General features: G+C 37.7%; 14 protein-coding genes. 1 reads left to right on the forward strand and 13 read right to left on the reverse strand.

Annotation, left to right across the window (positions count from 1 at the left end; all coding sequences use genetic code 11):
- Window positions 1–212: 212 nt before the first annotated feature.
- From rluF to SB679_RS15245, 6 genes are all read right to left on the reverse strand, one after another.
- Complete coding sequence (gene rluF / locus SB679_RS15220) at window positions 213–935, reverse strand: 23S rRNA pseudouridine(2604) synthase RluF (protein ID WP_410703139.1); 723 nt, start codon at window positions 933–935, stop codon at window positions 213–215.
- Window positions 935–1,513 carry a hypothetical protein gene (locus SB679_RS15225; RefSeq protein ID WP_410703140.1) on the reverse strand — a complete coding sequence of 193 codons (579 nt, stop codon included), beginning with the start codon at window positions 1,511–1,513 and terminating at the stop codon, window positions 935–937. Before SB679_RS15225 ends, rluF begins: the two co-directional genes overlap by 1 nt.
- A complete protein-coding gene (gene truB / locus SB679_RS15230) occupies window positions 1,510–2,208 on the reverse strand; it encodes a tRNA pseudouridine(55) synthase TruB (protein WP_410703141.1) in 699 nt (232 codons plus the stop codon). Before truB ends, SB679_RS15225 begins: the two co-directional genes overlap by 4 nt.
- Before the next feature lie 23 nt (window positions 2,209–2,231).
- The gene (locus tag SB679_RS15235; protein ID WP_410703142.1) at window positions 2,232–3,050 is read right to left on the reverse strand and encodes an undecaprenyl-diphosphate phosphatase; all 819 of its coding nucleotides are present in this window, start codon (window positions 3,048–3,050) and stop codon (window positions 2,232–2,234) included.
- 102 nt (window positions 3,051–3,152) lie between these two features.
- Window positions 3,153–3,449, reverse strand: a complete 297-nt coding sequence (locus SB679_RS15240) for a DUF3098 domain-containing protein (RefSeq protein WP_034715359.1) — start codon at window positions 3,447–3,449, stop codon at window positions 3,153–3,155.
- A gap of 2 nt (window positions 3,450–3,451) precedes the next feature.
- Window positions 3,452–4,351, reverse strand: coding sequence for a cell division protein FtsX (locus tag SB679_RS15245; RefSeq protein ID WP_034715361.1), 900 nt, complete (start codon window positions 4,349–4,351; stop codon window positions 3,452–3,454).
- A 90-nt stretch (window positions 4,352–4,441) separates the two neighbouring features.
- On the opposite strand from SB679_RS15245, the gene rsmA reads away from it, so the two are divergent.
- On the forward strand, window positions 4,442–5,212 hold the full coding sequence (rsmA, locus tag SB679_RS15250) for a 16S rRNA (adenine(1518)-N(6)/adenine(1519)-N(6))-dimethyltransferase RsmA (RefSeq protein WP_410703143.1): 771 nt from the start codon (window positions 4,442–4,444) through the stop codon (window positions 5,210–5,212).
- Between the two features lie 59 nt (window positions 5,213–5,271).
- Here the strand turns inward: rsmA and SB679_RS15255 are convergent, their stop codons facing one another.
- The 7 genes from SB679_RS15255 to rdgB form a co-directional block, all read right to left on the reverse strand.
- On the reverse strand, window positions 5,272–7,533 hold the full coding sequence (locus SB679_RS15255) for a choice-of-anchor L domain-containing protein (RefSeq protein WP_410703144.1): 2,262 nt from the start codon (window positions 7,531–7,533) through the stop codon (window positions 5,272–5,274).
- Between the two features lie 213 nt (window positions 7,534–7,746).
- Window positions 7,747–11,328, reverse strand: coding sequence for a choice-of-anchor L domain-containing protein (locus tag SB679_RS15260; protein ID WP_410703145.1), 3,582 nt, complete (start codon window positions 11,326–11,328; stop codon window positions 7,747–7,749).
- A gap of 462 nt (window positions 11,329–11,790) precedes the next feature.
- Window positions 11,791–14,145 carry a choice-of-anchor L domain-containing protein gene (locus tag SB679_RS15265; RefSeq protein ID WP_410703146.1) on the reverse strand — a complete coding sequence of 785 codons (2,355 nt, stop codon included), beginning with the start codon at window positions 14,143–14,145 and terminating at the stop codon, window positions 11,791–11,793.
- Between the two features lie 265 nt (window positions 14,146–14,410).
- Entirely contained in the window at window positions 14,411–14,962 is a 552-nt protein-coding gene (locus SB679_RS15270; protein WP_410703147.1) for a DUF1003 domain-containing protein, read from the reverse strand.
- Between the two features lie 12 nt (window positions 14,963–14,974).
- On the reverse strand, window positions 14,975–15,745 hold the full coding sequence (locus SB679_RS15275) for a TIGR02757 family protein (RefSeq protein ID WP_410703148.1): 771 nt from the start codon (window positions 15,743–15,745) through the stop codon (window positions 14,975–14,977).
- A 7-nt stretch (window positions 15,746–15,752) separates the two neighbouring features.
- Window positions 15,753–16,667: a ribonuclease Z gene (locus tag SB679_RS15280; RefSeq protein WP_410703149.1), complete on the reverse strand. Its 915-nt coding sequence runs from the start codon at window positions 16,665–16,667 to the stop codon at window positions 15,753–15,755.
- Window positions 16,668–16,795: 128 nt separating this feature from the next.
- The gene (rdgB, locus tag SB679_RS15285) at window positions 16,796–17,374 is read right to left on the reverse strand and encodes an RdgB/HAM1 family non-canonical purine NTP pyrophosphatase (protein WP_410703150.1); all 579 of its coding nucleotides are present in this window, start codon (window positions 17,372–17,374) and stop codon (window positions 16,796–16,798) included.
- Between the last annotated feature and the right edge of the window lie 3 nt (window positions 17,375–17,377).

Here is a 17,377-nt window from a genome sequence, read left to right on the forward strand (position 1 = left end):
TTATAAATATAATATATTTTCAATAACAAACTAAAAATATTACACCAACATGTGAATATTATAAAAGCAACACCTTAAGTATCTTTTCTATTGCTTTTCTCAGATCGATTACGATTACCCGGAGATAGAAGATCTAATTTTATTAACAATAAAACAGATATAAAAAAAGCAGGAAAATATTTTCCTGCTTACTTATTATTAATTATAAAATCTTAATCGATTGTTTTGGTAGAATCTTCGAGAAGCCTATTTAATGTACTGAATTCTGTTTCTGTTAAATCCCTCCATTTTCCTACCGGAAGATCAAGCTTGATGTTCATTATACGGATCCTTTTCAGCTTTTTTACTTCATAACCCAGATATTCGCACATTCTTCGGATCTGTCGGTTTAATCCTTGTGTAAGAACGATACGGAACGTCATATCATCAATTTTCTCTACTTCACATTTTTTGGTGACTGTATCTAAAATAGGAACTCCATTTCTCATTTTTTCCAGAAATTTAGGATTAAGAGGTTTATCCACTCTTACCAAGTATTCTTTTTCGTGGTTGTTTCTTGCTCTCAGGATTTTATTTACAATATCTCCGTCGTTGGTTAAAAGGATCAATCCTTCACTCGGTTTATCCAGTCTTCCGATCGGGAAAATTCTTTTAGGATAATTGATGTATTCGATGATGTTGTCTATTTCCCTCTTAGTATCTGTAGTGCACACAATCCCTACCGGTTTATTGAAAGCAATGTAAATCGGTTTATCCTCCGATTCACGGATAGGTTTTCCATCCACTTCCACTACATCATCATCAGAAACTTTTGTTCCCAGTTCCGGAACTTTTCCATTGATGGTGATTCTGCCTTCCTCCAATAATTTGTCTGCTGCTCTTCTTGAGCAGTATCCCACTTCTGATAAATATTTATTAATACGTGTCTTTTCCATTAATCTTCGCTGTAACCGGTATAATTTTTATTACTGAAAATGGTAATTCCATAGTTCAAACCTATGAAGAAACCGTTAGAATCTTCTACTTGATGTCTTTCAAAAACAATCCCTCCTTCCTGGCTCAATCTTTTTGAATACGAAACCTGTATTCCCAATCTGGCACCCCAGAAATCAGCATCAGAAACCACAGAATGATTAAGCTGTTTTCCATAGCTAAGATCGATATAAAAAGGCTGGTCGCCTGGTGCAAAAATAATCCTTGGTTGAAGTACCCAATATACTAAATGATAATTGTCTTCTACAAAGCTATATTTTATACCCGTTCCCAGTGCAAAGTTAGGAAGAAAATTATAACCTCCAATTGCTGTGACTCCATAGGTGATTTTACTCAGTGGTTTGGCTGCTATATACTGAGTATTATTAACGACATCGTTCTTATTATTTTTAAGGTTGTAGCCAATATTAACTGATGGATTAAAATAAAAACCCATTGTAATTTTTTTAGCATCTGCTTCCTGTGAAAAGAATTTCGAAAATGAAAACAGAATTAATAAAAAGAGGAGATTTTTTTTCATAAGCTTTCAAATCTAAATTCGTTATCTAAAAACTGCTCTGTAGCATCCTCAATCTTATATTCCCCAATCTTTGTTCTTTTTAATTGTGTAAGATAAGCACCAACTCCCAGCTCCTGCCCGATATCATGGGCCAGACTTCTGATATACGTTCCTTTTGAACACCCTACCGTAAAACTTATCATAGGAAAATCAATAGTAATATCATTAAGATAAAAAATCGTCGTTTTTCTTGATTTCATTTCTACTTCTTCTCCCGCTCTGGCCATATTGTAAGCCCTTTTTCCATCAATTTTTATAGCCGAAAACACAGGAGGTTTCTGGTCTATTTCACCGACGAATTTTTCTAGGGCCTCTTTTACCTGTTCTTCTGTAATATGAGAAATATCCTGATTAAGGATTTCCGGCTTTTCAGTGTCATAGGATTCGGTCTGTACTCCTATTTTTATTTCTGTCCAATACTCTTTGGGAGCATCCTGTATTTCAGAAATTTTCTTTGTGAATTTTCCACAGCAGACAATAAGCAATCCGGTTGCACGGGGATCTAATGTTCCCGCATGTCCGATTTTAAATTTCTTTGGAAGGTTGAACTCTCTTTTGAGTTTGTATTTCATTTTATTGACAGCCTGAAAAGAAGTCCAGTCCAATGGTTTGTCTAATAAAAATATATGTCCTGCTTGCAGATCTTCAGCTGTCATGAGTAATTAATAATACGTAATGTTTACTTAAAAAAATAGAAATAAATCAACAAAGCTATTCCTACAAAAATACGGTACCATCCCCATGGCTTAAAACCGTACTTGTTAAGGACTCCGATAAATGCTTTGATTGCTATTAAAGCCACGACAAATGCCACAATATTTCCCACGATGAAAATCATGATGTGATCCTGTGATGCCATAATCATTTCGTAGCCTTTTTGCGGATTGGGAGTTTCTTTACCCCATGTTTTCACAAAAACCGAGTATACAGTCACGGCAAGCATGGTAGGAACGGCTAAAAAGAAGGAAAATTCTGCAGCGGCTTTTCTTGTAAGCCCGCGGCTCATTCCTCCGATGATAGACGCAGCACTTCTGCTGGTTCCCGGCATCATGGCAAGACACTGCCAGAATCCAATGATCACCGCATTCTTTATGGAAACGCCTTTTTCGTCATCAATTTTAGGATTTTTAAACCACTCATCAGCAAACAGCAAAACAATACCTCCCAGTACCAGGACCGAGGAAATAGCAATCTGATTTCCCAGAACAGCTTCAATTTTATCATCAAAAAGATATCCTAAAGCCAATGCAGGAATGACCGCAAAAGCCAGCTTATAATAAAACTTGATATTGCTGAAATCAAAGAATTTTTTCCAATAGGCTACTACCACAGATAAAATAGCTCCAAACTGAATAGAAACCTGAAACATTTTTAAAAACTCAGTGTCTTCCATGCCCATCAGGCTTGCTGCGAAACCCATGTGTGCTGTAGAAGAAATCGGAAGATACTCTGTTAATCCTTCGATGATCGCAATAATAATTCCTTTGATTAAATCCATATGTGTCTATATAAAAAAATTTAAAGATTAAGAGATCTTGAAATTCAGATCTAATGACCTAAATCTCTTAATTTCTTAATCTCTAAATTAAAAGTTTATTGTTTATTTTCTTTTTAAGATAGCGTAAACCTCTATCACAAAACCTATCACGACAAACAAAGGTGCAATTCTAATTCTTCGAATAGAAAAAATACCGTCGTTCCAGGAATTGGGGTCAAATTTGCCATCAACTGTGTTCGCGTCAGGTCCCATCATTAAAAGGAATCCTACCACGATAAATGCAAGTCCTATCAGCATCCATTTAAAGTTTTGCTGTCCGAAATAAAACGTGTTTTCCGGTTGAACTTCAGTTTCCTTTCCAAATTCTGAAGCGGAAAATTTATTTGTTTTTTTGCTCATTTTTAAGAGTAATATAAGTCGTCAACGTTTGATTTTAAGAATCTCCAGGTGGCAACAATGGTACTTAATACCGTTATAAAAATCCCCACTCCAAGGATCAGTACGACCAACCAGAAATACTGTTGGTTCTCCTGTACAAATGCTGATCCGATCTGGCTCGTGAAGTAATACCATACGCCAAACAAAGCCAGAAGCCCGATAAACGAACCGATAGCACCCAATACAATTGCTTCAACGATAAAAGGTTTAAGGATAAATCTTCTTTTCGCTCCTACCAGCTGCATGGTTTTGATAATAAATCTCTTGGAGAATATTTTCAGACGGATGGAGTTATTAATCAGGACTACTGCCAGGACTAAAAACAGAATAGAAAAACCTAAAATCCATTTTAAAATCCTGTTCAGGTTATTGTACACATCCACCATCAGGGTGCTGTTGTTTTTTACATCCACAATTCCCGGAACCGATTTAATGGTTTTAATTGCCGCATCAATTTTCGCCGGATCTACATATTCCGGTTTTAAAGCAATTTCGATAGATGAAGGAAAAATATTTTCTTCAAAAAGCGCATCACTGTCAATCCCCATACTTGCTTTTGCTTCCTTCGCAGCCATCTCTCTGGAAATGTAGGTGGCTCTCTTCACAGGAGCTAAAGTCTGTACTTTTTTAAAAGTTTCTTCCTCTAGTTTAGCAATTTTCACAGAATCTTTAGCATCGTAATTTTCGTCAAAGTAAGCATTTACCACCAGCTGTTCTTTGATATAGTCAGAATATTTCTGGGCATTAATTAATATAAGCCCCATTAAACCTAACAAAAATAACACTAAGGCAATACTTATCACTACTGTAATATTGCTAGACCGAAGCCTTTTCTTATTAAACTCATCTACAGATTTAGCCATTAATATTAAAATTTTTGGCTAAAATAGAAAAAAACTTCCGAAATTTGAGACCAAATAAGGAAAATCATTGTTAATAAAATCATAAAAACTTTGAGTGTAAAAGCAAAAAAACATCTTGGTCAGCACTTCCTGACAGATGAAAACATCGCGAAAAAAATCGTGGAAGGGCTTAGTTTTGAGAACTATACCAACATCATGGAAGTAGGCCCGGGAATGGGTGTTCTTACCAAATATCTTCTTGAAAAGGAACAAACTACCTATCTTGCAGAAATAGATACAGAATCTATCGAATACCTGAAAAACAACTATTCTACCATTACAGACGATACTTTTGTTGGAGATTTTTTGAAACAGGACTTCAATTTCATCAATGGAGAACAGATTGCCGTTATTGGAAATTTCCCCTATAATATTTCATCACAGATATTATTCAAAATCGTTGATTATTATCTGCTTGTACCTGAAATGGTAGGGATGTTTCAGAAAGAGGTTGCCGAAAGAACGGCAGCTGTACCCAGAACAAAGGACTACGGAATTCTTACGGTTCTTATTCAGGCATATTATGATGTAACGTATTTATTTACGGTTCATGAAAATGTATTCAATCCACCTCCGAAAGTAAAATCAGGAGTAATCAGGCTGACAAGAAATCCAAAAGAAGGATTGGCCGGTAATGAAGTTCTTTTTAAACAGATTGTGAAAGCCGGGTTTAATCAGAGAAGAAAAAAACTTTCCAATTCACTGAAGGTTTTAAATATTCCTGAACCCTTAAAAACGCATGAATTTTTAGACAAAAGAGCGGAAGAACTCAGTGTCTACGATTTCATTAATTTTACGATTCTCTGGAAAGAAAATCAATAAGCATAAAAAAGCCTTTCAATATTGAAAGGCTTTTTTTGTATCTGTCTATTCTGATTCTGCTATTCTCTGTTTTTCAGCATAATCCATCCTGACCAGTCAACCTGGGCTTTGGATTTAGGATATTCAAAATTAAACTTGTACCAGTAAGTTGCTGTTGGCAGTCTTTTTCCTGCTACTGTTCCGTTCCAGATTGGCGTTAGTTTCGAGAATCTGAACATCTCAACACCATATCTGTCATAGATCGATCCGGTAAAGTTTTTGAAATCTCCAAGAGCGGTAAGATCCAGCACATCATTAACTCCATCATCATTAGGTGTAATGATATTTTTGATATTAAGAGTGTAGAAATCAATAGTTCCAACACAGTGAGTTCCTACTCTTCTTAATAAAATAGTATAATTGGTATTATCCAGCAAATTGGTAAATACATTTGAAGTTTGCCATGTAATTCCGTTATCTATAGAATATTCAAGAGTTCCCTGAATATTGTTCATAGGTGGATTTTCTGCAGTTACTGTCAATGATTTATTAATACTGTTATAATTAAGACCGGTAACAAAAGGAGTAGATGCTCCCATTACCTTAACACTAAATATTTTTTTACAAGAACCATTATCTATCTCCACCGTATAAATTCCCCACTGATCTACATTGATCGTCTGCGTAGTAGCTCCTGTACTCCATAGATATTTGTAGTTTGGACCCGCACCCGCATCCAGGGTAACACGGTCTCCGATACACATCTCTACGTCCGCCAGAGGGGAAGTAATCTCCGGAGTAACTTCTATAGTTATCTTAGCCGGATTTAAAGATTGACACCCTTTCGCTCCAATAGCATACACGGTAAAGGTTGTAGTCTGGTACAAAGTAACCGTTTGAATATTGCCTGTACCTGTAAAGTTATTCCACAGATAGGTCGTACCTCCATCACCCGTTAATGTAACGCTTTCTCCCGGACAGATTTTGATTCTGGAAGCTTTTATGGTAGCTACAGGAGTGGCTTCTTTTAAAAGCTTTAATTCTATAAGTTTACTACAGAATCCTCCGTTTGAAACAACCACATATAATATCTGGCCGTCAGTTCCATTGTAATTTAAAGGAGTTTGAATATAATTACCATTCTGTGCCTGTGCATCAGCCTGATTAACATAAAATTTAAATATGGCTCCAGGTGTTGTACTTATAGACGGCATCGCATCACTGAGGTCAAAGGTTGTAATATCCGTAGTGGTACAGAGAAGCAAAGTAGCATCCTGTGCCTGCGGAGTTGTTCCCCCATGAATTTGTATCGTTGCTGTACCCGGACAAGGATTCCCAGGAACACTTACCTGAATTGTATAAGAACCCGGCTGTACCGCTGTAATGGAATTAGTGGTAGCTCCCGGAACAGGGTTTCCGTTAAGAAACCATTGATACACCAGGTTAGGGTCACTTACAGAAGCTGTAATAAGCTGAGGTTCGTTGTCACACACATTAATGTCTGCTGGAAGTGTAGCTCCGGCAGGATCTAAAAGTTCTACTCCAATATTGAAAGATCCACCTTCTAAAAATACGGCAGAATCATAAGATGAGTCATTTCCAAAAGGACCATAATCCGCTACTACCATTTTAAAATGATATTCCTGCCCCGGAGTTACAGTAGCCGTTGCGGTAAGAGGAACTGTTCTTCCTGCAAAATTAGTTTCAATATTTGCCGTGTTATATCCTCCGAAATACTGTTCATTAGCGGCCCCACATGATCCCGGCACTGCCGGACGGATATTGGTAATACTTACCGGTCCTGCTCCTCCCGGAAGCACAGCCATATTCTGATAAGGACCTCCCGAAGTAGGTCTGAGCAATAATGCAAAAGCATCTGCATAATTACATGGGAATGAACCTGTATATTCTTCAGAAGCTAATATATAATTAAATTTAATCTGTGACGTGGTAGGTGTAAAATCAAATTCCAACAGCACTGCGTCAGTTAAGTATCCGGTAGCTGCGGTTGCCTGAGCAAGATCAGTATCTGTACCTCCCCCATTAGTATCACTTAAATTGCCTTCAATATTGTTTCCGGCTCTTCTTGCAATACCTGTAGAAAGAACAATCCCATCTTTAAAAGGAAAATTTGTGGTTGCCTTGTTAAAATATCCCCAGGCTCTGTCCGCATTGCTTGCTGCATGATTGGGAGTAATCTTTACATTGGATACATTCGGAGTAACACAAGTATTAGTTCCTGATGATATCAAAACATCTTTTACGAGTTGGGTAATTGAGTAGCTGGATTCTGTATAGGAAGGTGCATTAACATCAATAAAGGCTCCTGCTTTGTTGGACAATGTTGAGATTTTCTCTTTTGGGGGTTTCCTACGGTTTATATCTTGTGAATGTAAAAATGTCGAAGTGACTAAAAAAAAGAAAAAAAACGGTAGATATCTTCTCATAATACTTTTTGTTTCAACAAATTTAATTTTTTTTTAAATATATCACATATATATTTGAATTTTTTATGCAAAAAAATAAACCTCCTAAATTTAGGAGGTTTATACTTTTTAGTTTCTATTTTTCAATAATATCCAACCGGAACGCAGTTCAAGCTTTTTGCTGGCAGGATTTTCCCACTGAACCCTGTACCAATAAGTGGCGGTAGGTAGATTTATTCCTTTCATAGTTCCCGTCCAGACCGCATCACCTTTTACTGCTTTGAAAAGTTCAGCACCATATCGGTCAAAAATAGAGGCTGCGAAATTCTTATATCCGCTGATACCGGAAAAATCTATGGTATCATTGGCCCCATCCATATTTGGTGTAATGGCATTGCTGATGACAAAAGTATAGTAATCTAATGCTGTACTACATTGTGCATCTTTTACTCTTACCATCATATTATAATTGGTATTATCCAGAACATTGTAAAATATATTCGAAAGCTGCCAGGTTACCCCTCCGTCTATAGAGTATTCTAAAACACCTCCCGTTGGGTTACTAGCAGTAAGGGTAAGAATGTGTTTATCATAAACGACATTAGTAAACTGAGGGAGATCCGGGTTTAATAATTTTGCAGTGAATACTTTAGAACATACTCCATTGCTTATGGTAACAGAATAGGTTCCTGTAACACTTGTCGTTATAGTCTGAGTGGTTGCTCCCGTACTCCAAACATAAGTATAATTAGGTCCGGCTCCAGCATCAAGCGTTCCTTTATCTCCTACACAGACATATACATCTTTTAAAGTAGAAACAATGGCAGGAACCACCTGAATAGTAATGGTAGCAGGATTAACAGAGCTACATCCGTTACCTCCCAATGCAAATACAGAATAGGTTGTAGTTACCGTCGGTGAAACAACCTGGGTATTTCCATTACCGGTCAATCCTACCCAGCTATAGGTAATTCCTCCGGTTGCGGTAAGTGTAACAGAATCTCCGGCGCATATCTTCGTTGGATTGGCAGAAATCCCTGCTACCGGGGGTCCTACAATCACAGTAACAGTAGCTGGAGTAGCAGAAATACATCCATTGGCTCCAACAGCATATACCTGATATACGGTTGTAGTGGTAGGTGAAACCACCTGTGTGTTTCCATTTCCTGAAAGTCCCCCACCCCAGTTGTAAGTTACACCTCCGGAAGCAGTAAGAGTTACCGATTCGCCCACACAGATTTGAGCTTGAGATGAAACAAGTGCTGCAACCGGTTTTGTTTTATCTTCAATTACCGTGACTGCTGCTGCAAAGGTACACCCTAGATTCCCAGGCTGCGATACATTGGTAACCGTTAAGGTATACACTCCTCCGGCATTAACCACAGGGGTCAGGGTATTAGCCCCGGACACAATATTTCCTCCGGTTGTTGTCCAGGTAATGGTAGAACCGGCCGGTATTACAGAAGCCGAAGCATTTATGGTAATTTGATTGGTAGTACAGGTAATGGTTTGTGGTGCAGCTATTGTAAGCGTAGTCTCGGCAGTTCTCAATAATTGCAGAGATACCACATAAGTACATCCTCCATTTTTTACCAACACATAAATGGTTTGATTGGCTGGAGGTGAATAAGCAGTTGGAACAGCAATAAAATTACCATTGGCCGCATTAGCATCTACCTGATTCACGTAATAGGTAAAAGTAACCCCGGCAACTCCGGTGATCTGACTTTGAGCAGTCGTAAGATCATACGTCATATTTCCCGGTTGGTAACATTTAAATAATGTTGCATTTTGTACCGTTATCGGCTGTGAAACCTGAATAGTAATCGTTGCCGGATTTTGAGAAATACAACCATTGGCTCCTACTGCTGTTACCGTATAGGTTGTGGTAGTGGTAGGTGAAACAGTTTGTGTATTTCCTGTTCCCGGTAGTCCTACCCAGTTGTATGTAGCTCCTCCGGAAGCCGTTAAAACAACTGATTCTCCATTACAGATTTGTATTTTACTTGCTGTAAGGCCTGTTGCAGGCGGAGCACTATCTCCTGTTACCGCCACACTTGCTGTTGCAGTACAGGTAACGTTTCCAGGTTGATATGTATTGGATATTGTTAAAGTATAATTCCCAGCTGCATTGACAACAGGATTCAACGTATTGCCTCCCGAAACAATATTGCCTCCGGCTGTTATCCAGTTGAAAGTAGATCCTGCAGGATAAACAGAAGCGGATGCATTTAAAGTAATTTGTGAATTAGTACACGTCAGCGCTGTCGGAGCTGCGATGGTTGGGATGATCTGTGGTGCTTTTACCAACTGAAGCTGGGCTACTTTGGAACAGAATCCGTTTTTAACCAAAACATACACCGTCTGCCCTCCCGCACTGGGATACGCTGTAGGTGTTGCAATTGTATTTGCATTTCCTGCATTGGCATCTGCCAGATTCGCATAATATGAAAATGTAGCCCCTGGCGTTGTACTTATAGAAGGTTGAGCTGCTGCTAAATTAAATATCGTATTTCCAGCAGCATAACAAGCTGTTAAGGTAGCATTCTGCACTGTTGGCGAAGTTCCGCCTACAATGGTTATACTTGCTGTTCCGGGACAGGAATTCCCTGCGATAAACACCTGCACTGTATACACCCCCGGCTGGGTAGCAATATAAGTAGCGCTGGTTTGCCCCGAGATTGGGACATTATTGAGCAACCACTGATAGGTAGCTCCGGGAACCTGTACAGAAGCTGTAAGAGTCTGCGGGGCATTATCACATACATTGATCGAAGCAGGAAGTTGCACACCAGCTGGATCCAGAAGTTTTACCCCAATATCGAAAGATCCGGCTTCCAGAAACACGGCTGAATCAAAATTCACATCCGAATAATCCGCAAGAACCATTTTAAAATGATACGTTTGCCCTGGAATTACAGTAGCTTTTGCAGTAAGAGGCACAGTACGGCCATCAAAATTGGTTTCGATCTGAGGGTTATTCAATCCTGCAAAATAGGCGGCATTTTTAGGTCCGCAAGGTAAGTTCGCTGGAATAATATTCGTTACACTCACCGGAATCGTTCCGCCGGGAAGTACCGCCAGATTGGTATAGGTAGGGTCTGTAGATTTTTTAAGTAATAGGGCGAAACCATCTGAAATATTACAGGTAAACTGTCCCTGATATTCTTTGGAAGCAAATAGATACCTGAATGTAACCTCCGTGGAAGAAGGTACAAAATCAAATTCTATATAGGTAGCATCTCTCAGGTCAGCATTATTTACTCCTAATGCCGCAGCAAGATCAGGATCTCCTGAAGAAGGAAGCGGATCACTTAATGTGTTCTGGAAATTGTTTCCTGCTTTTCTTGCATATCCGGTTGTAAGGACAATCCCTTTATCAAAAGGGAAATTAGTCGTAGCTTTATTAAAATAGCCCCAGCTTCGGTTTTGATCACTGGTAGGTAAATTAGGTGAGACGGTAACATTGCTTACATTCGCAGTAGAGCAGCCTCCTCCGGATATCAGAACATCTTTTACTAATTGAGTAACACTATAATTAGATTCTGGATAGTTAGGAGTGTTTACATCTATAAAAACACCAGCCTTCATAGATGACGGTGTAGGTTTTTTAAGGGTTCCTGTTCTCTCTTTATTTTGGGAAAAGGCAAGATTCCCGGTAAGAGCCAAAAATAAAGCCAAAAATAAACTTCCTGTCTTCCAATTTAACATTTTATATTATTTTAAACAAAAATACTATTTTTTTCAATTGAAATCCCATTCAACATGCTTTACATTATTACTTATACAAACTTATTTATTGTAAAGTATCAATTTTCTTTGTTGTGAAAAAATAATAAAACATTAAAAAAATATGGCATTCATTACAATAATCCAACAAAAGCACTTCATTTAATCAATGATATTAATACTTTTAAGGCTTTTCAATATCACATAATAATGAATTAATATATTTTTATATTATTTAGAAATTACACAAGAAAGCAGCTCCTACCCATTGTTTTTAACATTATTTTCATTTTCAGCTCCTCTGAAAACATTTCAAACCTTTATAATGACTGGAATAATAACAGTCAGGATATTTGCTAGAAGTTTACAGCAGTGAGCGGTATGGAACTGTAATACCATAAAAAAGGCTGACCCATGGTCAGCCTTTTCAATATCATTCGGAAATTATTCTATATTTTTCAGGAGTATCCATCCTGTTTTTACCGCGAGTTGTTTACTTGCAGGATCTACATAAGTCACCTGATACCAATAAGATGCGGTAGGCAGACGTTTTCCCTGGAAATATCCATCCCAATAAGGTCTTGTCTTCTCTGCTTTAAAGACTTCTCTTCCATAACGGTCAGAAACAATCCCTTTAAAATCTTTATAATCACTTACTCCACTGAAGTCAATAATATCATTAATATTATCTCCATTAGGAGTAATTACATTTTTCATAACGAATGTAAAGTATTCCAGGAATCCTACACAGCTTGTATTCTTCACCTTAACACGGATAGAAATCACTTTGTTTTTAGGAACATTCGTAAATATATTCGAAGACTGCCAGGTTAACCCGTTATCTACAGAATATTCCAGAATTCCATTACTTGGATTACTTGCTGTAAGAATCATGGTTCCGTTAGGGCTGTAATCTACTTTTATAATTTCAGGAATCACAGCACGGATCACCTGAGTTTTAAATGTTTTTGAGCAAACACCATTAGTAATGGTTACTGTATATTCTCCAGGAACAGAGGTACTGATAGACTGGCTGGTAGCTCCTGTATTCCAGATATAAGTGTAATTAGGTCCTGATCCCGCATCTAAAACAATCTGGTCTCCCTGACAAATAAATCCGCCTTTAAGATCAGAAACGATTGCAGGAACTACTTCAACTGTAATTTTAGCAGGCTGCAGAGATTTACATCCCTGTGCTCCTATTGCATATACAGTATAGGTTGTAGTTTGTGTTGGACTCACTGTTCTTACCCCTGCAGTAGTAGAAGTATCACTCCATTGATAGGTTACTCCTCCTGCAGCTGTTATAATTAAAGATTCTCCCAGACATATTTTCAATCTTGGAGCAGTAAGCTGAGCAGTAGGTGTTTCTTCTTTTTTCAGTGTTAAAGTGGCTACTCTGCTACAAAATGCACCATTTGAAACATTAACATACAAAACTTGTCCGTCAGTTCCATTATAGTTGGTTAAACCTGTTATATTAGTATTGTTCTGAGCCTGAGCAGCTGCTAAAGTAGTATAAAAACGGAAAATTGCACCTGGCGTTGTACTGATAAGCGGTTTCGCATCTTCCAGGTTAAAAGTTGTAAGAGTCGGTGTTGAACACAGCTTTAACACGGCATCATGAACCGTCGGGCTTGTTCCTCCTACAATCGTAATTATCGCTGATCCCGGACACTGATTTCCAGGAATCATAACCTGTACTTCATAAACACCCGGCTGATTAGCCACATAGGTAACAGTTGTTGCCCCAGGAATAGCTACACCATCTTTAAACCACTGATAGGTCATTCCTGTTATTGTGGCCGCCTGTGCTTTAAGTGTTTGCGGCGTATTGTCGCACATATTAATCGTGTTTGGCAGCTGAACACCATTCTCATCTACAATTTTAATTCCGACATCGAAAGATCCACCTTCTAAAAACACTGCTGAATCATAACCTGGATCTCTGGCATCCGCCAATACCATTTTGAAATGATAGGTCTCCCCCGGAATTACATTAGCAACTGCTGTTAAAGGAACTGTTCGTGCATTATAATTGGTTTCGATATTCGTTGTATTCATACTTCCGAAATACTGAGCGTTAATAGGACCGCAGCTGAAACCATTCCCAGCAGGGACAATATTAGTTACGCTCACCGGACCTGCACCTCCCGGAAGAACTGCGAGATTAGTATAAGAGGGATCTCCCACTTTCTTCAGCAAAAGAGCGAATGCATCAGAATATCCTGAACAAGGAAAATTGGAAGAATATTCCTCAGAGGCAAATATATAATTGAACTTTACCTGGTTAGAATTAGGTACAAAATCAAATTCTAAGGCTACTGCATCCTGAAGCGCATACGGTGGATTAGTTGCCGTTACAAGATCCGCATCACTTCCAGAACCTACTGTTGAGCTCAACTGCCCAATTGCAGTATTTCCGGCATCTTTTGCATACCCTGTTGTAAGAACAATACCGTCTTCAAAAGGGAAGTTGGTCGTGCCTTTGTGGAAATACCCCCAAAATCTGTTCGTATTTCCTATCAGATGGTTCGGAGAAACGGTAACATTGGTGACATTGGCTGTGGTACAGGTAGTTCCGCCGTTAATCAAAATATCCTTTACAAGCTGTTCGGGAGTATAATTGGAGGCGGGATAAGGAGGTACATTTACATTGATAAACGCTCCGGCTTTCATACTTTCAGAAGTAAACTTCTCTTTAATGGGTTTTCTTGGTGCATTTTGAGAAAATACAGAAGTAGAGACGAATAGCAATACTAAAAAGAAAAAGTAGTTTTTCAATCTATAGTTTAACATTTTATTACTGTTTGCCCAAATATAGCAAAAATATTGCATAAAATTTGCCTTTACTCAATCATTTCTTGCATAATAACTTATATTAATTGTATTTATTAAAGTTTATCATTAAATATTTAATAATTACAAATACAGCAAATAATTACTTATTCAGCGTTTATAAAACAAAAGAGACCAGCTATTGGCCGGTCTTTATTCTTAATCAAAGAAATGATCTTTCTATGATACAGAGTATATTATTGATGACATAATCCTATAGTTAATATTATTCTTTCTTCAGTTGATCAATTTCATCTTTCAGCTGTGCAATAATATCTTTCAGGGCTTTTATTTCGTTCTTATTGGAGCTTACATTGCTTTTAAGCATAACATTTTTAGCACGTTCACTCCGCTCCTCCTCCTCTTCTTCTTCATTAATTTCCTCAATATCCTCCTGGATATCTTCAATATCTTCGTTAATCTCTTCGATATCCTCACTGATCTCCTCAATATCTTCACTGATTTCTTCAATGTCTTCCTGGATATCCTCAATATCTTCACTGATCTCCTCGATATCTTCCTGGATATCTTCTATTTTCTCATGACTTTTATTCACAGACATCTGGATAAAAATAGCCAGATAAATAGCTTCCAATGATACGACAGTGGTAAGGATCAAAAGCATTTTATCGAATTCAACAATATGCAGTAAAGGAAGAAGAAATGAAATCGTAAAAAACAAGGTATGCACGATCAATGAAGGGATAGAGCCTATCCACCAGGTAATACCATTTGCAATTTTTTCTAAAACTTCAATTTTTTCGCTGTCTTTTTTCATTCTGTTCCAAGATTAAAATAATTCTTTAGTCACTCCCAATCCAAATAACGCATAGTCATATTTCGCAGGATCCTTTTCATCAAATTTCCGGATAGCTACATCAAGCTCTTCTACGGTTTTCCAATCATTTTGCGTTCTGGTGATCAATCCTAATTTTCTTGAAATATTTCCTGTATGAACATCTAGAGGAATGGACAGATATTTCTGATCGATATCTTTCCAGATTCCAAAATCTACGCCACGTTTATCTTGACGCACCATCCAGCGCAGAAACATAATGATTCTTTTTGCAGAAGAATTTTTATACGGCGAGCTTACATGTTTATGGCTCCTGTGTTTTTCCTTTTCTAAAAAATGACTTCTGAACCGTTCAATAGCATGATGAAAATTGGTTTCAGAATCCCTGACCATAAACAAAGTTTCCAGACTTTCATTTTCCTTATAAATCCGGTTGAACTGCCTGATAAAGTAGGCAAAATCTTCACCGTTAAAAGTTCTGTGAATGCTTTTATCCTGAATGGATTCTAAATCTTTTTCAGAATAGTTCAGTACAAAATCATAAGGTGAATTTCCCATGATATCAAGCATTTTTTCCGCAGAATTGATGATCGATTTCCGATTTCCCCACGAGATGGTTGCCGCTAAAAAACCTGCAATTTCAATATCCTGCTGTAAAGAAAAACGATGCGGAATCTGTAAGGGATCATTCTCAATAAAGTCAGGCGTATTATACTGATCTGCTTTTTCGTCTAAAAAGTTCTTTAAATCTTCAAAATTCAACATACAGATATTAAATTTTTACGCTTTCCAACGCTTTCGGTAAAAATGAATTGGGAAAAACGGTTCTTGCTTCATCCGTAAATACAGACAGATCTGCATACCGGTTAGAAAAATGACCTAAAATCAGTTTCCCCACTTCTGCTTTTTGGGCAATGATAGCCGCTTCCAGCGCGGTAGTATGTCCTGTGTAGTCTGCCATTTCCTTTAAATCATGAAGGAACGTTGACTCGTGGTACAACACTGTTACATTTTTAATGATCGGAATTACCGTTTCAAGATAACGGGTATCGCTGCAAAAAGCATATGATACTGGCGGAACCGGATCTTCCGTTAAAATTTCATTTTTAAGGACATATCCATCACTCAAAACAAAATCTTTTCCTGCTTTAATATGATGATAATCGCAGGTTTCAATCTCCTTGTATTTGGAAATTTCTTTCATATTAAGATGCCTGTCCTTCGATTTTTCTTTAAAAAGATAACCGTTGCAGTAAATCCTGTGATCCAAAGGAATAGTATATACTTCTACCCTGTTGTCTTCATAGATTTTCTCTGAATAATCTTTATCAAGTTCATGATAAATTACCTCAAAGCCCCGGTGGGTCTCTGTAATGGTAAAGATAGTATCCAGCATTTTTTTAATTCCTTTCGGACCATATACATGCAGCGGCACATCTCTTCCCAACAGACGGAAAGAGGCAATAAGCCCCGGAAGGCCAAAACAATGGTCTCCATGAAGGTGAGAAATAAAAATATGGTTGATTTTTGAAAATCTTGCTTTTGCTTTCCTAAGCTGTACCTGAGTTCCTTCACCACAATCTATCAGGAAGCATCTTTCTTCCATTTCTAAAAGCTGAGCGGTGGGTGAAGTATTCACTGTAGGAATGGCTGAATTAAAGCCTAGTATCGTTAAATAAGTACTCAAATCAAAAGTTTATTATACTGACAAATGTACGACAGAAAATCTAAACGTGGATTTTAAATTTAGGGTTGATTCTAAACTAAAATTCCATGAATAGCTTTATAAATTACACCAATAAATGAACGTATTCTTTATTTATCCTCTGTTTTCAGGAAATCCAGGAACAGATCCAGTGCTTGCTTACGGTGACTGATCTTGTTTTTATCTTCAGGATTCATTTCTGCGAAAGTCTTCTCATGTCCTTCAGGAACGAAAATAGGATCATATCCGAAACCTTTGAAGCCTTTATTTTCAGTCAGTAAATTTCCGTGGGCTCTGCCTTCAAAATATTTCGCCCCATTTTCATCGTAATAACACAGAACCGTAATGAAATAAGCTTTTCTGTTTTCAACACCATCCATTTCGCCGATCACTTTTTGAATGTTTTTAGCAAAATCATGGTCTCCTGCATAACGGGCTGAGAAAATCCCAGGTCTTCCGTCTAAAGATTCTACCACCAAACCGCTGTCGTCTCCCAAACTTGGAATTCCGGTTTTTTCGAAACAGTATTTTGCTTTAATCAAAGCATTGGCATTGAAAGAATCGCCGTCTTCTACAATTTCTTCGTGAATATTATAATCGGTAAGGCTTTTAACGATAAAATCGTTGCCTAGAATCTGCTGAATTTCTTCTTTTTTATGTTCGTTGTGTGTGGCTACTAATAACTCCATGTA

It is taken from the genome of Chryseobacterium sp. SIMBA_029 (assembly GCF_046535275.1).
GTDB lineage: Bacteria > Bacteroidota > Bacteroidia > Flavobacteriales > Weeksellaceae > Chryseobacterium.

What these genes read in the sequence shown, in the direction of transcription:
- SB679_RS15245 (WP_034715361.1), bottom strand. Translation starts at nt 4,351, where the DNA reads ATGGCTAAATCTGTAGATGAGTTTAATAAGAAAAGGCTTCGGTCTAGC.
- truB (WP_410703141.1), bottom strand. Translation starts at nt 2,208, where the DNA reads ATGACAGCTGAAGATCTGCAAGCAGGACATATATTTTTATTAGACAAA.
- SB679_RS15275 (WP_410703148.1), bottom strand. Translation starts at nt 15,745, where the DNA reads ATGTTGAATTTTGAAGATTTAAAGAACTTTTTAGACGAAAAAGCAGAT.
- SB679_RS15235 (WP_410703142.1), bottom strand. Translation starts at nt 3,050, where the DNA reads ATGGATTTAATCAAAGGAATTATTATTGCGATCATCGAAGGATTAACA.
- SB679_RS15225 (WP_410703140.1), bottom strand. Translation starts at nt 1,513, where the DNA reads ATGAAAAAAAATCTCCTCTTTTTATTAATTCTGTTTTCATTTTCGAAA.
- SB679_RS15270 (WP_410703147.1), bottom strand. Translation starts at nt 14,962, where the DNA reads ATGAAAAAAGACAGCGAAAAAATTGAAGTTTTAGAAAAAATTGCAAAT.
- SB679_RS15240 (WP_034715359.1), bottom strand. Translation starts at nt 3,449, where the DNA reads ATGAGCAAAAAAACAAATAAATTTTCCGCTTCAGAATTTGGAAAGGAA.
- rdgB (WP_410703150.1), bottom strand. Translation starts at nt 17,374, where the DNA reads ATGGAGTTATTAGTAGCCACACACAACGAACATAAAAAAGAAGAAATT.
- rluF (WP_410703139.1), bottom strand. Translation starts at nt 935, where the DNA reads ATGGAAAAGACACGTATTAATAAATATTTATCAGAAGTGGGATACTGC.
- SB679_RS15265 (WP_410703146.1), bottom strand. Translation starts at nt 14,145, where the DNA reads ATGTTAAACTATAGATTGAAAAACTACTTTTTCTTTTTAGTATTGCTA.
- SB679_RS15260 (WP_410703145.1), bottom strand. Translation starts at nt 11,328, where the DNA reads ATGTTAAATTGGAAGACAGGAAGTTTATTTTTGGCTTTATTTTTGGCT.